We start from the raw sequence: 19,958 nt of genomic DNA, 5'->3' as shown, positions 1-19,958 counted from the left end.
GAGTAGATAAAGTAAGCTATACCGAGCAAGCCTACAAGAAATACGGGCAGGAAGACAAGAAAGACGGTGGCCCACCTTCTAACGGGTTTATTCTTCGACATTATTGGGTGACGTCGATAATTCCGTAAGCGCGTCCCGTGCCGCTCGGAATTATCAGTGGAACCGTTTCCAGAAGAGCTGACCTCAACCTATTGAACTCACCTAGACTTGCCAAGGTAATACAGCCTTCGCTGATATTAAAGCGTCCATGCGGGTGGAGACGAAAATTACTTCGGCGTACCCCGTTCACGAAAGTCTCGTCGTCAATCTTGCCGTCGTCCCTGTATAACGCAAACCAAGCTGAGCGATTCGTATCTGCCCAGATATCCTTTGCCCCATCCAAAATGTGCGTGAATATTCCACCGCCACCTCGATCCGTGACGTAGTAACGGCCGGGCGGCAAGGGTCCAGCACCGGGCTGATCAGCAGCATCAGGATCGTTCTTCGCTTTTCCACTTCCCGAGAACGCCAGGAAGTTTCCGACGCCTGGACATTCGAGCATCGAGAGGTCCTGCCTGTTAAGCTTGAATTTGCAATTTATTGGCACGTCGTCCTCCCTCGATGGATTCTCCGATGCCGCGCCGTTTCGGAAGCGGAGTCGGTCACCGCAATGAAGGCGATCGTTAAAAATTCCCCAAAAAAATCCCTGAGCAATGCCGGTGAGCTCGGCCGCGCGTTACCCCGTGGCACCCGGCGCAGTTGGCCCCACATCGAACGGCACTCCCCGATGGACGCAGCACCTAAGCTGGCGCGCCTGCATCGTGCGCGACTGGGAGCGTAAGAGCGTCTACTCCTCGCATTCGGTACGCACGCAGCGGGCGCCTCTCCGGGCGTTCATTGATGGGATCACGTCGCCGCCGACCCCGTCGGATCGAAGGTCCGCTGAGCCGCGCGTGCGACCTGCGCATCAGCAGGCGTCGAGGTCCCCGTTGCAGCGCGCGCGACCGGCGCCGTTGCCGCTCAGTCCGCCAACCGCCCCTGCACCAACCGCAGCACACGATCACACCGCGCCGCCAGCGTTTCATCGTGCGTCACCATCACGAACGCCGTGCCGCGCTCGCGGGCCAGCTGCAGCATCAGCGCGAACACGGTGTCGGCCGTGCTGCGGTCCAGGTTGCCGGTGGGCTCGTCGGCCAGCACGCAGGCGGGCTGGGTGACCAGGGCGCGGGCGATGGCCACGCGCTGGCGCTCGCCGCCGGACAGTTCCGCTGGCCGGTGCGACAGGCGCTGGCCCAGGCCCACGGCCGTCAGCGTGGCGCGGGCGGCCTCGGCGGCCTTCTCGGGCGCTTCGCGGCGGATCTTCAGCGGCATGGCCACGTTGTCCAGCGCGCTGAACTCGGGCAGCAGATGGTGGAACTGGTAGACGAAGCCCAGGTACTGGTTGCGCAGCCGGCCCTGGGCCGCCGCGTCCAGCCGACCCATGGGCTGGCTCTTGAGCTCCACCGTGCCGCTGCTGGGCGAATCGAGGCCGCCCAGCAGGTGCAGCAGCGTGCTCTTGCCCGAGCCGGAGGCGCCGACGATGGCCATGGTCTCGCCAGCGCGCACGTCCAGGTCCACGCCATGCAGCACGGTGAGGTCGATGCGGCCTTCGTGGAAGCGCTTGGTCAGGCCGCGGGCCTTGAGCACGACGGCGGGGTGCCCGTCGCCGGGCCGCCCCAAGGCGGGCAGCGCCCCCTCGGGGGGCAGCGCACCATGCGAAGCAGGAAGCGTGGGGGCCTTACTCATAGCGCAGGGCCTCCGCCGGGTTCACACGGCTGGCGCGCCAGCTGGGGTAGAGCGTGGCCACGAAGGCCAGCACCAGGGAGATGATGGCGATGGGCATGATGTCGCTGCGCTGCGGGTCGCTGGGCATGCGGCTGATGAGGTAGATGTCCTGCGGCAAAAAGTGCGTGTGCAGCAGCCGCTCGATGGCCGGCACGATGACGTCGATGTTGTAGGCCACCAGCAGGCCCAGCCCCAGGCCCGCAAAGGTGCCGATCACGCCCACCATGGCGCCCTGGACCACGAAGATGCCCATGATGCTCTTGGGGCTCGCGCCCAGCGTGCGCAGGATGGCGATGTCGGCGCGCTTGTCGGTCACTGTCATCACCAGCGTGCTCACCAGGTTGAAGGCGGCCACGGCCACGATCAGCGTGAGGATGATGAACATCATGCGTTTCTCGACCTGCACGGCCGAGAACCAGGTCTTGTTCTGGCGCGTCCAGTCGCGGATGAGGAACTGGCCCGGCAGCGTCTTGGCCAGTTCGTCGGCGACCTCGCGGGCCTGGTTCAGGTCCTTGAGCTTCAGGCGGATGCCCGTGGGCCCTTCGAGGCGGAAGACCTTGGCCGCGTCCTGCTCGTGGATCATGGCCAGCGCCGAGTCGTACTCGTAGTGGCCCGAATCGAAGGTGCCCACCACGGTGAACTGCTTGAGGCGCGGCACCACGCCGGCCGGCGTGACCTGGCCGCCGGGCGCGATCAGCGTCACCTGATCACCGTCGCGCACATAGAGCTGGCGCGCCAGCTCGGCGCCCAGCACGATGCCGAACTGCCCTGGCACCAGACGGTCGAGCGCGCCCTTCTGCGCGGTGCTGGAGAAGTCGGTGACCTCGGGCTCCAGCTTGGGCTCGATGCCGCGCACGAGTGCGCCCTTCATGTCCTCGCCGCGGGCGATGAGCGCCTGGCTGGCGATGAAGGGGGCGGCACCGATGACCTCGGGGTTCTTGCGGGCGGCGTCCATGATGGGCTGCAGATCCTGCAGCGCCTGGCCGTCGCGCGAGAAGATTTCGATGTGCGAGACCACGCCCAGCATGCGGTCGCGCACTTCCTTCTGGAAGCCGTTCATCACCGACAGCACGATGATCAGCGCGGCCACGCCCAGCGCGATGCCCGCCATCGAAACGCCCGAGATGAAGGAGATGAAGCCGTTGCGGCGGGTGGCCCGGCCGGCACGCGTGTAGCGCCAGCCGAGCTGCAGTTCGTAGGGAAGAGCCATGGATGCGAAGACGGCGCCGCATGGCACCGGAAGCCCCCGGGAAGCCGGGCCGGGCATTGTGGCATTGCGCCGCGAGGCCCCGCGTCGGACGCGACAATACGGCGCATGTCGCCTTCCGCCGACGCGCATTCCCCTTCCTCCTCCTTGCATCTGATCATTCCCTTCGCGGGCCGGAGCACGCCCGCGTGCCAGGCGGCCCTGCCCGGCCTCAAGCTGCCCAACCTGGCCGCCCTGCTCGCCCGCCTGCCCGAGGCCGCGGCCGACGTGCAGGAAGAGCACAGCCTCACCCCGCCGCACGAGCGCGCCCGCGCCGCCGCGCTCGGCCTGCCGCCCGCCGCCGACGGCACCTTGGCCTGGGCCGCGCTGGCGGCCCGCCGCGCCGGCCTGCCCGGCGCCACCGACCAGGCCTGGGCCTGGGTCACGCTGTGCCACTGGCAAGCGGGCATGAGCGAGGTGGTGCTGACCGACCCGGCCCACCTGGGCGTGCAGCTGGCCGAATCGCAGGCCCTGCTGGCGGCCGTGCGCCCTTTCTTCGAAGAGGACGAGATCCATCTCTTCGCCACCGACGCGCCCGGCACCTGGCTGGCCAGCGGCCCGGTGTTCGATGGGCTGCCCACCGCCTCGCTGGACCGCGCCATCGGCCAGCCGCTGGAGGCCTGGCTGCCCATGGCCGACGGCGCCCGCACGCTGCGGCGGCTGCAGAACGAGATGCAGATGCTGCTCTACAACCACCCGGTGAATGACGCACGCGGCGATCGCCGCCAGTTGCTGATCAACTCGCTGTGGTTCAGCGGCACCGGACGCGCGGCGGTCGTGCATCCGCCGGCCGCCGAGCCCGCCGTGGACGAGCGACTGCGCCCGGCCGCACTGGACGACCATGGCGAGGCCTGGGCCGCCGCCTGGGCCGCGCTCGACGCCGGTCCCATCGCGCAATGGCTGGCCCGCAGCCGAGCCGGCGAAGCCGTCGCCCTCACCCTCTGCGGCGACCGCGCCGCCCGTCGCTACCAGGGCCAGCGCGGCCTGCTGCAGCGCTGGCTGCAGCGCACGCCCGACGTCGCCACCGTGCTGGAGTCGCTGTGAAGATCATTCCCCGCGACGTGCCGCCCCGCACGGCCTGGGCGCTGGAGCAGGCCGGCCTGCATCCGCTGCTGGCGCGCCTGTATGCCGCGCGCGGCGTGGCCTCGGCCGACGAGCTGGACGACGGCCTGGCCCGCCTGCTGCCGCCCGCCGGCCTGCGCGGCGCCGATGCCGCGGCGCGCCTGTTGGCCGACGCCATCGCCGCCGACCGCCGCATCTGCGTGGTGGCCGACTACGACTGCGACGGCGCCACGGCCTGTGCGGTGGCCATCCGCGGTCTGCGCCTGCTGGGTGCGCGCCAGGTGCAGTACCTGGTGCCCGACCGCGTGACCGACGGCTACGGCCTGACGCCGCCCATCGCCGAGCGCGTGGCCGCCACCGGTGCCGACCTGCTGGTGACCGTGGACAACGGCATCGCCAGCGTGGAGGGCGTGGCCCGCGCGCGCGCGCTCGGCCTCGCGGTGCTGGTGACCGACCACCATCTGCCCGGCGCCGAGTTGCCGGCGGCGGACGTGCTGGTCAATCCCAACCAGCCGGGCTGCGACTTCGCGAGCAAGAGCATCGCCGGCGTGGGCGTGATGTTCTATGTGTTGCTGGCTTTGCGCGCGGAGCTGCGCGCACGCGGCGCCTGGAACGCTGCTGGCGCCCAGCAGCCGAAGCTGGACGCGCTGCTGCCGCTGGTGGCCCTGGGCACCGTCGCCGACGTGGTACGCCTCGACGCCAACAACCGCCGCCTGGTGGCCCAGGGCCTGCGCCGCATCCGCGCCGGTGCCATGCCGCCGGGCGTGGCCGCCCTCTTCCGCGCCGCCGGCCGCCGGCCCGAGGTGGCCACCACCTTCGACTTCGGCTTTGCTCTCGGCCCGCGCATCAACGCCGCCGGCCGGCTGGCCGACATGACGCTCGGCATCGAATGCCTGCTGACCGACGACCCCGGTCGCGCCGACGAGCTGGCCAGGCTGCTCGACGGCATCAACCGGGAGCGGCGCGACATCGAGGGCGGCATGCGCGAGCAGGCCATCCGGCTGGCCGAGTCGCTGTTCGGCATGCAGCAGGCGGTGGAGGGGCAGGACAAGGCACAGGCCGGCATGCCCGCCGCCATCAGCGTGTTCGACCCCGAGTTCCATGAAGGCGTGGTGGGCATCGTGGCCTCGCGCCTGAAGGACCGGCACCACCGGCCGGTGTTCGTCTTCGCGGCCAGCGGGGCAGAGGGCAAGTCGCACGAGCTCAAGGGCTCGGGCCGCTCGATCCCCGGCTTTCACCTGCGCGATGCGCTCGATCTGGTGGCCAAGCGCCACCCCGGCGTGCTGCTGCGCTTCGGCGGCCATGCGATGGCCGCCGGCTGCACCATCGCGCGCGATCAGTTCCCGGTGTTCGAACGCGCCCTGGCCCAGGTCGCGGCCGAATGGCTGGATGCCGCGACGCTCACGCGCCGGCTGGAGACCGACGGCCCCATCGACCGCGAATACCTGCGCGTGGAACTGGTCGACACCCTGCACCGCGAGGTCTGGGGCCAGGGCTTCGCGCCGCCCACCTTCAGCGACGAGGTCGAGGTCGTCTCGCAGCGGCTGGTGGGCGAGAAGCACCTGTCGCTCAAGCTGCGCCTAGCCGGCCAACCCGTGGACGGCATCTGGTTCGGCCAGACCGAGCCGCTGCCGCCCCGCGTGCGCCTGGCCTTCCGGCTCGACGCCGACGAATGGCAGGGCGTGCGCCGGCTGCGGTTGATGGTCGAAGGCGCCGAGCTGCCCCGATGAGCGAGACCCTGCCCTGGCGCTGCCTGCTCGTCGAGGACGACGAGGCCAACGCCCGCTACATCGCCGATGGCCTGCGCCGCATGGGCCACACGGTCGCCATCAGCCGCGACGGTGCCGATGCGCTGGCCCGCGCCACCGGCGAGGCCTGGGACCTGGTCATCCTCGACCGCATGCTGCCCAACAACATCGACGGGCTGGCCATCCTGGGCACGCTGCGCAACCTGGGCCTGCGCACGCCGGTGCTGGTGCTCAGCGCCCTGAGCGCGCTCGACGAGCGGGTGCGCGGCCTCAAAGCCGGCGGCGACGACTACCTGGCCAAGCCCTTCGCCTTCTCAGAACTGGCGGCGCGCGCCGAGGCGCTGGTGCGCCGCGCCCGGCCCGGCCCCGAGCAGCGCGTGCTGCAGGTGGCCGACCTGCGGCTGGACCTGGGCACGCGCAAGGCCGAGCGCGGCGGCAAGCCGGTGGCACTGCAGCCGCGCGAGTTCCGGCTGCTCGCCTGCCTGATGCTCAACGCCGGCCAGGTCATGACCCGCACCATGCTGCTCGAAGCCGTGTGGGACTACCAGTTCGACCCGCAGACCAATGTGATCGACGTGCAGATCAGCCGCCTGCGCACCAAGCTCGACGGCACCGGCGGCCCGCCGCTGATCCACACCGAGCGCGGCGTGGGCTACCGCCTGGCGGCGCCAGAGCCCGGGGAGTCTCCCGCCTGATGGGCGCCTGGCGCCGCCTGTGGGCTTCGGTGGGCTTCCGGCTCGCCTTCCAGTACGCCGTGCTCGTGACCATCACCATGATGGCCGCGCTGGCCATCGTCTACCTGCAGACGGTGGGCGTGCTGCACCAGCGCATCGCACGACAGGTGGGCACCACCACCACGCAGATGCAGGCACGCGCCGAGCAGGAGGGCCTGAACGCCGTCGTCGCCGCCATCGGCCGCGCACTGGCCGATGGTCGGCAGTCCGACACCGAGCTCTACGGGCTGTGGCAGCCCGACGGCACGCGCCTGGCCGGCAACCTGGATGCGCCGCCCGCCGATGCCGCCAGCAACCGCGACGGCCAGCAGCGCGCCCTGCGCGGCGGCAGCGCCATCACGGGCTATCTGGCGGTGCGGCGGCTGCCGGGTGACGCGCTGCTGGTCGTCGGCCACGACCTGGGCGACCAGGAGGCGCTCGAATCGCTGGTCGTCAGCGCCAGCGCCGCCGCGGGCCTGATCGCCCTGCTGCTGCTGGTGGGTGGCGTCTTCGTCTTCCGGCAGGAACTGGAGCAGGCCGTGGGCCGGGTGCGCCGCACGGCCGGCCGCATCGCGGAGGAAGGCCGGCTGGCCGAGCGGGTGGACCTGGCTTCCGGCGATGACGAGTTCGCGCACCTGGGCCAGGACATCAACGCCATGCTGGACCGCATCGAGTCGCTGATGGAAGGCGTGCGCCATGTCTCCAACACCATCGCGCACGAGCTGCGCACGCCGCTCACGCGCGCACTGCTGGGTCTGCAGGCGGCGCAGGCGCCGGGCACCGGCGACGCCGCGCGCCGCGATGCCATCGACCGCGCCGTGCACGAACTGCAGGAGCTGGGCACCGTCTTCCAGAAGCTGCTGCAAATCGCCGAGGCCGAGGCCGGCGCCCGCCGCCGCGCCTTCGCGCCCGTGGCCCTGCACACCATCGCCGACGACGTGGCGGAGCTGTACGAGGCGGTGGCGGACAACCAGGGCGCCCAGCTGCTGCGCGAACCCGCAGAAGAAGCCTGGGTGGACGGCGACCGCGACCTGCTGGCCGGCGCCATCGTCAACCTGGTCGACAACGCGCTGAAGTACGGCGGCCCCGGCTGCACCGTGCGCCTCGGCACGTCGATGGCCGCCTGTCAGGCGGCGGTCGAGGTGCAGGACGACGGCCCCGGCGTGCCCGAGGCCGACCTGGCCCGCATCGGCGAGCGCTTCACCCGCCTGCAGCCCGAGCTGCCGGGCCACGGCCTGGGCCTGGCCAACGTGCGCGCCGTCGCCGCCCTGCATGGCGGCAGCCTGCAGGCCGAGGATGCGGCGCCGGGGCTGCGCATGCGCCTCGTGCTACCGCTGCCGCCCACCTGACGCCGCGCCCCACATTGCCGAATGGCAATGTTCCGGTAACCCACGGCGCACGCCCCCTTTCCTACGATCGCGCCCGCTTCCCGCCCGGCTGCGGCGGACCCTCCGCCGTCCGCGGATGCCATCAACGATCAAGGAGACCTGCAGGGTGAAGATCAAGAGTCAGAGAGATTTCTTTTCGGGCGCGCTGTTCTGCGCCTTCGGCGTGGCGTTCGCCTGGGGCGCCACCTCGTACACGGTGGGCGACGGCGCCCGCATGGGCCCGGGCTACTTTCCGCTCATCGTCGGCGTGCTCATCGCCATCATGGGCACGCTGATCACGCTCAAGGCGATGACGGTGGACACCGAGGACGGCGAGCCCATCGGCCGCATCGCCTGGCGGCCGCTCATCTTCATCATCGGCGCCAACCTGGCCTTCGGCGTGCTGCTGGGCGGCCTGCCCAGCATCGGGCTTCCGCCCATGGGGCTGATCGTGGCCATCTATGCGCTCACCTTCATCGCCAACCTGGCGGGCGACCACTTCAGCGTGAAGTCCTCGCTGGTGCTGGCCACCATCCTGGCGGTGGGCAGCTACCTGGCCTTCGTCGTCGCGCTCAAGCTGCAGTTCCCGGTCTGGCCCACGTTCATCGCCTGATCCCCTTTCCCCTGAGACATACAAGAACACGGGCCTCATGGACCTCTTCAACAACCTGGCGATCGGCTTCGGCGTCGCCTTCACTTTTCAGAACCTCGTCTACGCCTTCGTCGGCTGCCTGCTGGGCACGCTGATCGGGGTGCTGCCGGGCATCGGCCCCGTGGCCACCATCGCCATGCTGCTGCCGGCCACCTATGCGCTGCCGCCGGTGTCGGCGCTGATCATGCTGGCGGGCATCTACTACGGGGCGCAGTACGGTGGCTCGACCACGGCCATCCTGGTCAACCTGCCGGGCGAGTCATCCTCGGTCGTCACGGTGATCGACGGCTACCAGATGGCCCGGCAGGGACGGGCCGGACCGGCGCTGGCCGCCGCGGGCCTGGGCTCCTTCTTCGCGGGCTGCGTGGGCACCATCATCCTGGCCGCCTTCGCGCCGCCGCTGACCGAGCTGGCCTTCAAGTTCGGCCCGGCCGAGTACTTCAGCCTGATGATCCTCGGCCTGATCGGCGCCGTGGTGCTGGCCTCCGGCTCGCTGCTCAAGGCCATCACCATGATCCTGCTGGGCCTGGCCCTGGGCCTGGTGGGCACGGACGTGAACTCGGGCGTGGCGCGCTACAGCTTCGACATTCCGGAACTGACCGACGGCATCGGCTTCATCGCCATCGCCATGGGCGTGTTCGGCTACGGCGAGATCATCGGCAACCTGTCGCAGCCGGCCGAGCAGCGCGAGGTGTTCACGGCCAAGGTCAAGGGCCTGTGGCCCACGGCCGCCGACTTCAAGCGCATGACGCCCGCGGTGCTGCGCGGCACGGCCCTGGGCTCGGCCCTGGGCATCCTGCCAGGCGGCGGCGCGCTGCTGTCGTCCTTCGCGTCGTACACGCTGGAGAAGAAGATGCGCCGCGCCCCGGGCGAGGTGCCCTTCGGCAAGGGCAACATCCGCGGCGTGGCCGGCCCCGAGTCGGCCAACAACGCCGGTGCGCAGACCTCGTTCATTCCGCTGCTGACGCTGGGCATCCCGCCCAACCCGGTGATGGCCCTGATGGTCGGTGCCATGACCATCCACAACATCCAGCCGGGCCCGCAGGTCATGACCAGCAACCCCGAACTGTTCTGGGGTCTGATCGCCTCGATGTGGATCGGCAACCTGATGCTCATCATCCTGAACCTGCCGCTGATCGGCGTGTGGATCAAGCTGCTGACCATCCCGTACAAGTGGCTCTTCCCCGCCATCGTGCTGTTCTGCGCGGTGGGCGTGTACTCGGAGAACAACAACACCTTCGACGTCTGGATGGTGGCCGTGTTCGGCGTGGTGGGCTATGCCTTCCTCAAGCTCAAGTGCGAGCCCGCGCCGCTGCTGCTCGGCTTCATCCTGGGGCCGATGATGGAAGAGAACCTGCGCCGCGCCCTGCTGCTGTCGCGCGGCGACTGGGGCGTGCTGGTCACGCGGCCCATCTCGGCGGGACTGCTGGCGGCCTCCGCCCTGCTGCTGGTGATCGTGCTGCTGCCGGCGGTGAAGGCCAAACGGGAAGAGGCCTTCGTCGAAGAGTGAGTCAGTTCGACTGCCGCAGGCCTTGCGGCCCCGGCACGAGTCAGAAAGACGACGCACAGAAGCGAATCTGGTGAAAGATGTCGCAGGCGCATTCAGGACAGTGCGACTACATTGACTCCGCTCCGGGCTTCGTCGGTTGTGACCCGACGTTCACGCATCGTGATCTCCCTGTCCCAGATTTTTCGGCCTCCTTGCGAGGCCGTTTTTTTTTGGAAGCTGCGTCCTGAGCCTCCAGAGCAAGCCGGCAATAGTGCACGGTTTTCCGCTGAAAGTTTCTTTTCCGCGCGTTGAGCTTCGTGGACTGCAAAGCCTCGCCCTTACCCTCGGCGCGCCGCCCCGCTCAAGCCGAGGCGCGGCATGTCAGGGAGAGGTTTCATGTCCACGCTGTCACACACGCTGCGGGTGAGTTCGCCCGTGCTGCCCGTCTATGCCGGCAAGCCGCTGCTGCACCCCGTGCGCCTGGCCGGGCGCGAAGGCGTCAACGTGCTCTTCGACTACGAGTTGATCCTGCAGACGCCCGAAGGCCTGTCGTCTGCCGTCACGGCGGAGGTCGGCGCCAACCTCGACCTGGACAGCTTCGTCGGCCGCGAGATCCATTGCGAGATCGAACTCGACGGCGCGGGCTACTTTGCGCCTGGTGCCGTCGGCCCGGCCGTGGACCACATCGGCGCAGGCACCCGCCAGATCAACGCCCTCATCACCGAAGCCGAACTGCTCGGCGAAGAAGGCCGCCACCTGCAGTACCGCCTGCGCCTGCAGCCCTGGCTGCACCTGGCCACCCTCAACAGCGACTGCCGCATCTTCCAGAACGCCACCGCCGTCGACATCCTCGATGCCGTGCTGGCCGACTATCCCTTCCCCGTCGTCAAGCGCCTGATCGAGCCCCTGCCGAAGCGCGACTACCAGACCCAGTTCAACGAGAGCGACTTCGCCTTCTTCGAGCGGCTGTGCCAGGAATGGGGCATCAACTACCACTTCGAGCATGAGCAGGGCGCGCACCGCCTGGTGCTCTCGGACCACCTGGGCGCCTTCGGGCCCACGCCCAGCGCGGCCTACCGTAGCGTCGAGTACCACCCGCCCGGCTGGAAGGTGGATGCCGAATACCTCCACGCCTTCGTGCCGGCCAGCCGCGTCACCAGCGGGCGCTACACCAGCCGCGACTACGACTACACGCGGCCCAAGGCCAAGCTCGACGTCAGCCGGCGCGACCCGCGCCCCACCGGCCAGGCCGACGCGGAGGTCTATGCTTGGCACGCTTCCCTGGGTGGCAGCCACTATGCCCAGCCCAGTGCCGGTGTCGGACCCAACGACCCGCGCGCCGAGGGCGAACTCATTGCGCGCCTGCGCATGCAGCAACTGCGCACCGCCGGCGCCCGTGCACGCGCCAGCGGCAACCTGCGCGGCATGGTCCCCGGCTTCACCTTCGCGCTGAGCCGCCATCCCAGGAAGGCCGCCAACACGGAGTACCTGATCCTGCAGACCGAACTGCTGATCGAGGACCTGGGGCAGGACAGCCAGCGGGCCAACGCTGCGGCGGATCGCCAACGACGTTGGCGCGTGAACGTCGACCTGACCGCCCACCCCGTCACCGAGCAACTGCGGCCGGACCTCACCCGCCTCAAGCCCCACACGCACGGCCCGCAGACCGCCCGCGTGGTCGGCCCCGAGGGCCAGGAGCTGTGGACCGACGAGCTCGGCCGCATCAAGGTGCAGTTTCCCTGGGACCGGCAGGGCCGGGAGAACCAGCACAGCAGCTGCTGGGTGCGCGTGTCCAGCCCATGGGCGGGCAATCAGCTGGGCGGTGTGCACATCCCGCGCATCGGGCAGGAAGTCATCGTCGAATTCCTCGGCGGCGATCCTGACCTGCCGATCTGCACCGCGCGCGTGCACAACCAGCTGAACCTGCCGCCCTGGAGCCTGCCCGGGCAGAGTGCCCTGAGCGGCTTTCGCAGCCGCGAGCTCACCCAGGCCGGGGGCAACAGCGCCGCAGGCCGCAGCAACCACCTGGTGATGGATGACACGGCCGGCAGCATCCAGGCCCAGCTCAAGAGCGATCACCAGCACTCCAGCCTGAGCCTGGGCCGCATCACCCGCATCGAGGACAACCAGGGCCGCAAGGACCCGCGCGGCGAGGGCCTGGAGCTGCGCACCGACGGCCCGGCGGCTGTGCGTGCAGGCGGCGGCATGCTCATCACCACCGAGGCGCGGACCAAGGCCCAGGGGCACATCAAGGACATGGGGGAGACCACGGAACGGCTGTCGCAGGCGCGCGACCTGCATCAGAGCGCAGCCGACATTGCGCAGAAGAACAAGGGCCAGCAGGCGGGCGATCAAGAAGAGGTCGCCAACGCCCTGCGCGCACACAACGACGCCATACGCGGCAGCGGACAAGGCAAGCCCGCGGCGGGCGAATTTCCCGAGCTGGAAGCGCCGCACCTGCTGCTGGCGTCGCCCGCCGGTATCCACGCCACCAGTCAACACGGCACGCACTTGGCGAGTGCCGAACACACCGCCATCACGAGCGGCAAGCACACCAGCGTGGTCAGCGGCGACAGCCTGCTTGCCGTGGCGCTGCAGGCCATCAAGCTCCTTGCGGCGCAGAAGGGTATCCAGGTGGTGGCTGCGCAGGCCGACATCGAGATCCAGGCGCTGATGGCATGCATCCACATGGCCGCCAAGGACGAGATCACCCTCAAGGCCGACAAGATCAACATCGAGGCCAAGACCCAGCTCAACATCCTCGGCGGCGGCAGCTACACCCAATTCAAGAGCGGCCTCATCGACAGCGGCACCAGCGGCGCGGACGTGCGCCATGCGGCCAGCCACTCGATGGTGGGGCCCAGCCAGCAGGGCAGCTCCTCGCTGCCCGAGGGCAACAAGCCTGGCAAGGGCCAGCTGGAACTGACCCACCAGTACGCCAGCGGTCGTGGGCTCGAGAGCGCCACCTACGCGGTGGTCGATGTGCTGGGCCAGGTCAGAAGCGGCACGCTCGACGGCAGCGGCTTCGCCGCCGTGGCCGGACTGGCGCCCGGCGGCACACGGGTGAGCTTCGGCAAGGATCCGAGTGATCCCTGGTCACTGGGCAGCTACTTCGGCAAACCCGAATGGCCCGCGCAGGCGCACACGGGCGCGTCGCCCATGGCAGAAGCAACGGTGACCAACGATCTGGTGGCTGGCCTGCTGCAACGCGCGGCCACAGGGGCCGGGGCGCAAAGTTCCGCAGGCGCCCGCTTGACTGCATCGTCATCACCTGCCGCCGCACCGACAAGTGCCGCCGGCAAGTTCATTGGCAGCGCCCCGTCCAACACCGCGGTCGCGCAGGCCGGTGCCCTGGCGACGGCCGTGTTCGGCAGTGAAGCCACGGCACCGGCGATGGGCGCGCTGGCAGCAGTAGGCAGCCGAGCCGCCGGCATGGCCCAACTGCCGCCGGGCGTGTCGCTGGCACGCGCCGCCCTCTGAGCCCCAGCTTTCGCGGCGCGCCTCGGCGGCATTGCCGCTGTTCATTCCACGCAAAACAAGACAGCGGGCCACGACGCCCGCAGGGAGTTTCCAAGTCATGACCCCCCAAGAAATCGAGCGCAAGGCAGCCGAGCGCGTCAGCGCCGTGGTACCACTCACCCAAGTTGCCATGGAGGATGTCAGCCGCGGCGCGCAGGTGGTCGACAAGTGGCTGCAGGATGTCAGCGGCGGCTACGTCACGCTCGACGTGCTCAAGAACGTGGCCGGTTCGATGCCCATCGTGGGCAACATCATGGCGGTGGTGGACGTGCTGTGCGACATCGTGCACCTCGTGCGCGACAAGGCGGCCGACGAGATCGAGACCTTTTTCAACTGGGTGAGCCTGGGCATCAACCTCATTGGCATCATCCCGCTGCCGCCGTCGATGGCGGCGGCGCGCATGGGGCTGCGGCCTACGCTGCATCTGGTTCGTCAGGAACTCAAACACGCGGCCAGCGGCCTGGGCGACGCCATCGTCAGCCTGCTGATCGGCCATCTCAATGCGCGCATCGCTGGGGAGATCGACACCTACATCGACGGGGCCATCGCCAAGCTCTCGGGCATGCTGGAGCAAGGCGCCGACAAGGGCGAAGCGCTGGTCCATGGCTGGAGTCATGGGCTGCGCCGTATTGCGGCAGGCGAAGTCTTCAAGGTCGGTCCGCCCGCCGAAAGGCCCTTGCACGACCCTCAGTCCAAGTACGCCAACGTCTTTTCGGCCGCGTGGGGCGCGCTCAAAGCCGCGGCACGGACGACCGTCAACAAGGTCGCCGGCGCGGCTTTGCGTAACACGCATGTGGCTCAAGTGCTCAACCACAGCGCCGACCAGCTCGCAGCCGTGGGCAGCCAGTTCAAGGCCCGGCTGAAGGCCCAGGCCAATGCCCAGACGCAGAAGTCCATTGCCTGGCTGCTGGCGCGACTGAAGCAGGCGGTGGTGCGCTACCTCACCAAGCACAAGATCGGCAGTGCACCCACCATCAATCACAGGACCGTCGCCAAGAGCGAAAAGAAGCGCGGCGATGGCTTGCTGGAAGCGACCAGGCATCAGGCGCCTGTCAAGGGTGACCCCAACTGCTGCAAAGCCACCGGCGGCGGCCGCGCCCCTGCCGCGCAAGGCGGCACAGGCCACTCGCTGAGCTTCGCGACCGGCAGCGAAACCGTTGTGCACACCGACTTTGCACTACCCGGCCACATGCCCATCGTGTGGGCGCGCACCTACTACTCGCGCCTGGGCGCGTTCGACCACCCGCGGGAGCCGGCCAGCAAGACCGCTGCCCCCGCATACCTGGGCGCGCGCTGGACCACGCCCTACACCACGCGCATCGATCAGTCCGCCGACGGACGCCTGCACTACCTGGCCGCCGATGGGCGCGCGCACACCTTCCCAGCCCTGGCCGGCCCTGGCGAAGTCCCAGGCAGCACCGTCGGCCAGAGCCACCATGACGCCGTCGAAGACCTCACCCTCAGCCGTGGCAACGACGGCCTGCTCATCCTCAGCCACGGCCGCGACCTCGTCGAGACCTTCGAGCTTGTGCCTCAGTTCCTGCGCCATGGCCAGCCCCACACCCGTGGGCGTGCCGTTCACTACCGCCTCACGAGCCAGCGCACCCGCGCCGGCCATCTCACCGAACTTGCCTACCGCCACGAAGGCGGCCAACTCTCGGACATCACCAGCGGCGACAGCCACGTGTGCACCGCCATCGACGAACAGGGCCGCATCCACAGCGTTTGGCTGGTCCAGGAAGGCCAGGCAGTGCGCCAGCTGGCCGCCTACACCTACGCCGAGCAGCCCGACGGCAGCAGCGACTTGGTGGCCGCCGAAGACGAGGACGGCCAGCGCTGGACCTACGACTATCTGGCCACCTCCGCAAAGCCCGGAGCGGACCGATCGCCCAGCACCCACCTGCTGCGCCACTACAGCGACCGCACCGGCCGCGGCATCCACCTGCACTGGATGCACGAAGAAGGATTCGCTCACGCCATCACGCCGGGCAACAGCGCCCGCGCCAAAGCCTGGCGCGAGCATGCGGACGACGGCAGCTTCGACACCACCGTCGTCTTCAACCGCCATATCCGTCTGACCACCGTCATCGACGCCCTGGGCTACGAGCGCGAGTACTACTTCGACATCCGCGGCCACGTCTACCGGGTCGTGCATCCCGAGATCCAAGGCGCTGACGGCCTGTTCTACCGCCACCAGGAATGGTTCTTCCGCGACGCGCAGGCCAACATCACCCGCCACCTGCATGCCGACGGCAGCTGCGATGACTATGCCTACGACACGCGCGGCAACCTCGTGCGCCACAGCCGCCCCGACGGCAGCGTGGTGCACTTCGCCTACGACGCGCAGGACAACCTCACCGGCATCCGTGACGGCGAAGGCCACGCCTGGCGTCGTGCCTACGACGGCATGCACCTCGTGGAGGAAGTCGACCCGCTGGGCCACACCACCCGCTACGAGAACAACGCGCACGGCCTGCCGGTGTCCATCACCGATGCCAAGGGCGGCAAGAAGACCCTGGCCTACGACAGTGCCGGCCAGCTGGTGGCCTACACCGACTGCTCCGGCAAGACCAGCCGCTGGGCCTACGACCCACGCGGGCGCTTGATCGAGGCGCGCAACGCCGCGGGCGAGACCACGCGCTACCTCTACGAGCGCGGCCAGCTCGTGCAGACCGTGCTGCCCGACGGCACGCGCGAGCACTACGAGCACGACGCCGAGGGCCGGCTGCTGCTGCACCGCGATGCGCTGCAGCGCGAGACGCGCTACGAATGGAACGAGGCCGGGCTGATCGGCCAGCGCATCGACGCGGCCGGCCAGACGCTGGGCTACAGCTGGGACCGGTTGGGCCGCCTGGTGGCGCTGCGCAACGAGAACGGCCGCGTGCATCGCTTCGGCTACGACCGCCTGGGGCGGCTGCGCGCGGAGGAGCACTTCGATGTCTCAGTGACCGAATACGGCTACGACAGCGCCAGCACCACCCTGGCCTGGGTGCGCGAGGCCGATGCGCTGACAGAACTGGGCTTCGATCCCGTGGGCCGGCTCACCTTGCGCCGCGCCAGCCTGTGGGCCCTTCCCAAGAACCAAGTTGGCCAGCCCATCGAGGGCCGCCCCCTGCAGCAGACCCCCGACAGCGTGCGCGAAGCCACCTATGCCTACGACGGCAACGGCCGCCTGGTGGACGCGCGCAACAGCCACATCCACCTGCAGTGGTTCTACGACGCGGCGGGCAACATGGTGGCCGAGCACCAGCACCACCGCACGAGCCGCGACGCCCAGCCCCTGTCGCAGCCGCGCACGGCCGTCTGGCGCCACCGCTACGACGCGCTGGGCCACCGCATCCACACCACGCGCCCGGACGGCCACCGGCTGGACTGGCTGACCTACGGCAGCGGCCACGTGCACGGGCTCATGCTCGACGAGCTGGAAGTGCTGCAGATCGAGCGCGACGACCTGCACCGCGAGGTCCGGCGCACCCAGGCCAACCGCATCGCCGAGCAGCGCCAGTACGACCCCGCGGGGCGCCTGCAGGCCCAACTGCTCAGCCGCGCCGAGCGCCTGGGCCAGCGCCCGGACAGCCTGCAGCGCCTGCCGATCTCTCTCACACCCGGGCAGGACGGCCCGGCGAGCGCCTTCAACCTGCAGCGGCGCTACACCTACGACGCCGCCGGCCAGCTCACCGGCATCGCCGACAGCCTGCGCGGCAACCTGAGCTACCGCTACGACCCCGTGGGCCGCCTGCTGCGGGCCCACAGCCGTCTGGGCGAGGAAGTCTTTGCCTTCGACCCCGCCAGCAACATGCTGGACCTTCCCCCTCAGCCCGAGGACGAGGGCCTGGCCCTCAGCACCGCGCCCAGCCCCCGCCTCGACCCCGCGACCGCCGCACGGCGCCTGCCGCCCATCCTGGACAACCTCCTGAAGGACTACGCCGGCACCCACTACGACTGGGATGCCCGTGGCAACCTCATTCGGCGGCGCCACAACGGCGAGGTCATCCGCTTCGGCTGGAACGCCGCCAATGAACTCGAAGAGGTCGTGCGCAACGGCACCGTACGCACGCGCTACTGGTACGACCCACTCGGGCGGCGCCTGGGCAAGTTCAGTGAACCCATCGTTCATGTGCCTCCCATGGCCGGCAGCCGCTACGGCGCCAGCGAGTACGCCCGCCGCGCCAAGGAGGAAGGTCTGGGCGGCGTGCTCTACGGCTGGGACGGCGACCAACTGGCCTGGGAGACCGACTATGTGCGCCTGCAGACCCTGCACTACGTGCACGAGCCCCACAGCTTCGTGCCGCTGCTGCAGGCCACCACCATGGTGGACATGGTGGGCGCCATGCTGCAGCGCCCGCACGACGTGGCGGGTGAATACCAGGGCGCTGACGGCTACGACATGGAGCGCGATCCGCTGCACAACGGCAGCTGGCACCCGGGGCTGGACGAGCACGGCGAGCTGAAGGCGCCGTTCACGCGGCTGTACTACTACCAGTGCGACCACCTGGGCACGCCCCAGGCGCTGACCGACGAGCAAGGCGAGATCGCCTGGGAAGCGAACTACCGGGCGTGGGGACAGGCGAGCATCGTGATTCAGGAGGCGGCGCGCAAGGCGGGGTTATGCAACCACATACGGTTCCAGGGGCAGTACTTTGACGAGGAGTCGGGGCTGCACTACAACCGGTATCGGTACTATGACCCGCATTCGGGGCGGTTCGTATCACGTGATCCGATTGGGTTGCTCGGTGGGGTCAATACCCATGCTTATGCGCCGAATCCGACGTTGTGGGTTGATCCTTGGGGACTGATAGGGAGGAGGGGTGCATTTAGGCAAGCAAAACGGGATGCCGGCATCCCGATGCGCCAACATCCTGATTTCTCCCAAAAAGTCCCGCTGAGTGATAGAAATTGCACCTGCGAGATGCAAAGGGTTAACACTACTGAATACGTATTTACCCGTTCAGATAATAGTAAAGTTGTAATTCAGGACCATGGCGCTGGACACAAGTTCGGTGAAAACGGTATTGGCGATCAGGGCGCGCACTTCAATGTCCGGCCGATCGAAAACACCCGAACGGGCTCTGTTCCTGGGACAAAGAAGCACTACCCATTTGAGTAATGGAGGCCCAATGTCATTTCATATAGAGAAAATAAATATCTTAAGTGATTTGTACGGATATAGTCCAAGCTTTAATCAAATATGCTTGCATCAATTGACCATCAATTGGAATGGACCCATTGTTCAACTTAAATTTGATTTGCATGAATTTCCGTCTAAGCCACCAGCAAAATGGGGAGCGTTTAATACAATCCAAGTCGACCTATCGATTTTTCCTTTATCTTTAATAAGAGTCGAAAAATTTGGTGAAGGAAATATTTGTAATATTGCAATAGATAAAGTTCGCGACAATTTATTTGAAATTAATGTGACGGGAGATTCCATTGCAGATATTCATGGGTCGCACATTAGAATCGAGAAATTGTCGGCTTACTTAAACAATCCATAAGCCCGCAGAAAAAATTGAGTGGCCTGGCGGCCAAGCGAGATGCGCCCCTACGCTAACTTGATTCGCATGCGCACAACGGCGAAGTCACCCGCTTCGGCTGGAACGCCGCCAATGAACTCGAAGAGGTCGTGCGCAACGGCACCGTACGCACGCGCTACTGGTACGACCCACTCGGGCGGCGCCTGGGCAAGTTCAGTGAACCCATCGTTCATGTGCCTCCCATGGCCGGCAGCCGCTACGGCGCCAGCGAGTACGCCCGCCGCGCCAAGGAGGAAGGTCTGGGCGGCGTGCTCTACGGCTGGGACGGCGACCAACTGGCCTGGGAGACCGACTATGTGCGCCTGCAGACCCTGCACTACGTGCACGAGCCCCACAGCTTCGTGCCGCTGCTGCAGGCCACCACCATGGTGGACATGGTGGGCGCCATGCTGCAGCGCCCGCACGACGTGGCAGGTGAATACCAGGGCGCCGACGGCTACGACATGGAGCGCGATCCGCTGCACAACGGCAGCTGGCACCCGGGGCTGGACGAGCACGGCGAGCTGAAGGCGCCGTTCACGCGGCTGTACTACTACCAGTGCGACCACCTGGGCACGCCCCAGGCGCTGACCGACGAGCAAGGCGAGATCGCCTGGGAAGCGAACTACCGGGCGTGGGGACAGGCGAGCATCGTGATTCAGGAGGCGGCGCGCAAGGCGGGGTTATGCAACCACATACGGTTCCAGGGGCAGTACTTTGACGAGGAGTCGGGGCTGCACTACAACCGGTATCGGTACTATGACCCGCATTCGGGGCGGTTCGTATCACGTGATCCGATTGGGTTGCTCGGTGGGGTCAATACCCATGCTTATGCGCCGAATCCGA

Annotated in this window: 13 protein-coding genes; 10 read left to right on the top strand and 3 right to left on the bottom strand. The window is 68.1% G+C overall.

Annotated elements, in window-relative coordinates; translation table 11 throughout:
- Positions 1-100: 100 nt before the first annotated feature.
- From DFR41_RS18870 to DFR41_RS18860, 3 genes are all read right to left on the bottom strand, one after another.
- Entirely contained in the window at positions 101-541 is a 441-nt protein-coding gene (locus DFR41_RS18870; RefSeq protein WP_231394401.1) for a DUF2778 domain-containing protein, read from the bottom strand.
- Between the two features lie 458 nt (positions 542-999).
- Positions 1,000-1,764 carry a lipoprotein-releasing ABC transporter ATP-binding protein LolD gene (lolD, locus tag DFR41_RS18865; protein ID WP_114803880.1) on the bottom strand — a complete coding sequence of 255 codons (765 nt, stop codon included), beginning with the start codon at positions 1,762-1,764 and terminating at the stop codon, positions 1,000-1,002.
- Positions 1,757-3,013: a lipoprotein-releasing ABC transporter permease subunit gene (locus tag DFR41_RS18860; RefSeq protein WP_114803879.1), complete on the bottom strand. Its 1,257-nt coding sequence runs from the start codon at positions 3,011-3,013 to the stop codon at positions 1,757-1,759. Before DFR41_RS18860 ends, lolD begins: the two co-directional genes overlap by 8 nt.
- A 144-nt stretch (positions 3,014-3,157) precedes the next feature.
- On the opposite strand from DFR41_RS18860, the gene DFR41_RS18855 reads away from it, so the two are divergent.
- The 10 genes from DFR41_RS18855 to DFR41_RS18810 form a co-directional block, all read left to right on the top strand.
- Positions 3,158-4,093 carry a hypothetical protein gene (locus DFR41_RS18855; RefSeq protein WP_244917802.1) on the top strand — a complete coding sequence of 312 codons (936 nt, stop codon included), beginning with the start codon at positions 3,158-3,160 and terminating at the stop codon, positions 4,091-4,093.
- Positions 4,090-5,841 carry a single-stranded-DNA-specific exonuclease RecJ gene (recJ, locus tag DFR41_RS18850; protein WP_114803877.1) on the top strand — a complete coding sequence of 584 codons (1,752 nt, stop codon included), beginning with the start codon at positions 4,090-4,092 and terminating at the stop codon, positions 5,839-5,841. The genes DFR41_RS18855 and recJ overlap by 4 nt, the downstream gene beginning before the upstream one ends.
- Positions 5,838-6,554, top strand: a complete 717-nt coding sequence (locus DFR41_RS18845; protein ID WP_017758952.1) for a response regulator transcription factor — start codon at positions 5,838-5,840, stop codon at positions 6,552-6,554. Before recJ ends, DFR41_RS18845 begins: the two co-directional genes overlap by 4 nt.
- The gene (locus DFR41_RS18840; RefSeq protein ID WP_114803876.1) at positions 6,554-7,921 is read left to right on the top strand and encodes a HAMP domain-containing sensor histidine kinase; all 1,368 of its coding nucleotides are present in this window, start codon (positions 6,554-6,556) and stop codon (positions 7,919-7,921) included. Before DFR41_RS18845 ends, DFR41_RS18840 begins: the two co-directional genes overlap by 1 nt.
- 145 nt (positions 7,922-8,066) lie before the next feature.
- On the top strand, positions 8,067-8,552 hold the full coding sequence (locus DFR41_RS18835) for a tripartite tricarboxylate transporter TctB family protein (RefSeq protein ID WP_058640861.1): 486 nt from the start codon (positions 8,067-8,069) through the stop codon (positions 8,550-8,552).
- 37 nt (positions 8,553-8,589) lie between these two features.
- Positions 8,590-10,101 carry a tripartite tricarboxylate transporter permease gene (locus tag DFR41_RS18830; RefSeq protein WP_114803875.1) on the top strand — a complete coding sequence of 504 codons (1,512 nt, stop codon included), beginning with the start codon at positions 8,590-8,592 and terminating at the stop codon, positions 10,099-10,101.
- Between the two features lie 375 nt (positions 10,102-10,476).
- Positions 10,477-13,560: a type VI secretion system Vgr family protein gene (locus DFR41_RS18825; RefSeq protein WP_114803874.1), complete on the top strand. Its 3,084-nt coding sequence runs from the start codon at positions 10,477-10,479 to the stop codon at positions 13,558-13,560.
- A 97-nt stretch (positions 13,561-13,657) separates the two neighbouring features.
- A complete protein-coding gene (locus DFR41_RS18820) occupies positions 13,658-18,706 on the top strand; it encodes an RHS repeat-associated core domain-containing protein (protein WP_211322625.1) in 5,049 nt (1,682 codons plus the stop codon).
- Positions 18,636-19,094 (top strand): Imm50 family immunity protein, encoded by a 459-nt coding sequence (locus DFR41_RS28280; RefSeq protein WP_114803873.1) that lies wholly within the window; start codon positions 18,636-18,638, stop codon positions 19,092-19,094. Before DFR41_RS18820 ends, DFR41_RS28280 begins: the two co-directional genes overlap by 71 nt.
- 128 nt (positions 19,095-19,222) lie before the next feature.
- Positions 19,223-19,958: RHS repeat-associated core domain-containing protein (locus tag DFR41_RS18810; protein ID WP_244917800.1), on the top strand; the 736-nt coding region annotated here is incomplete at its 3' end.

This window comes from Pseudacidovorax intermedius (genome assembly GCF_003350475.1).
GTDB lineage: Bacteria > Pseudomonadota > Gammaproteobacteria > Burkholderiales > Burkholderiaceae_C > Xenophilus > Xenophilus intermedius.
This window is presented reverse-complemented; position numbering and strand designations above follow the sequence as displayed.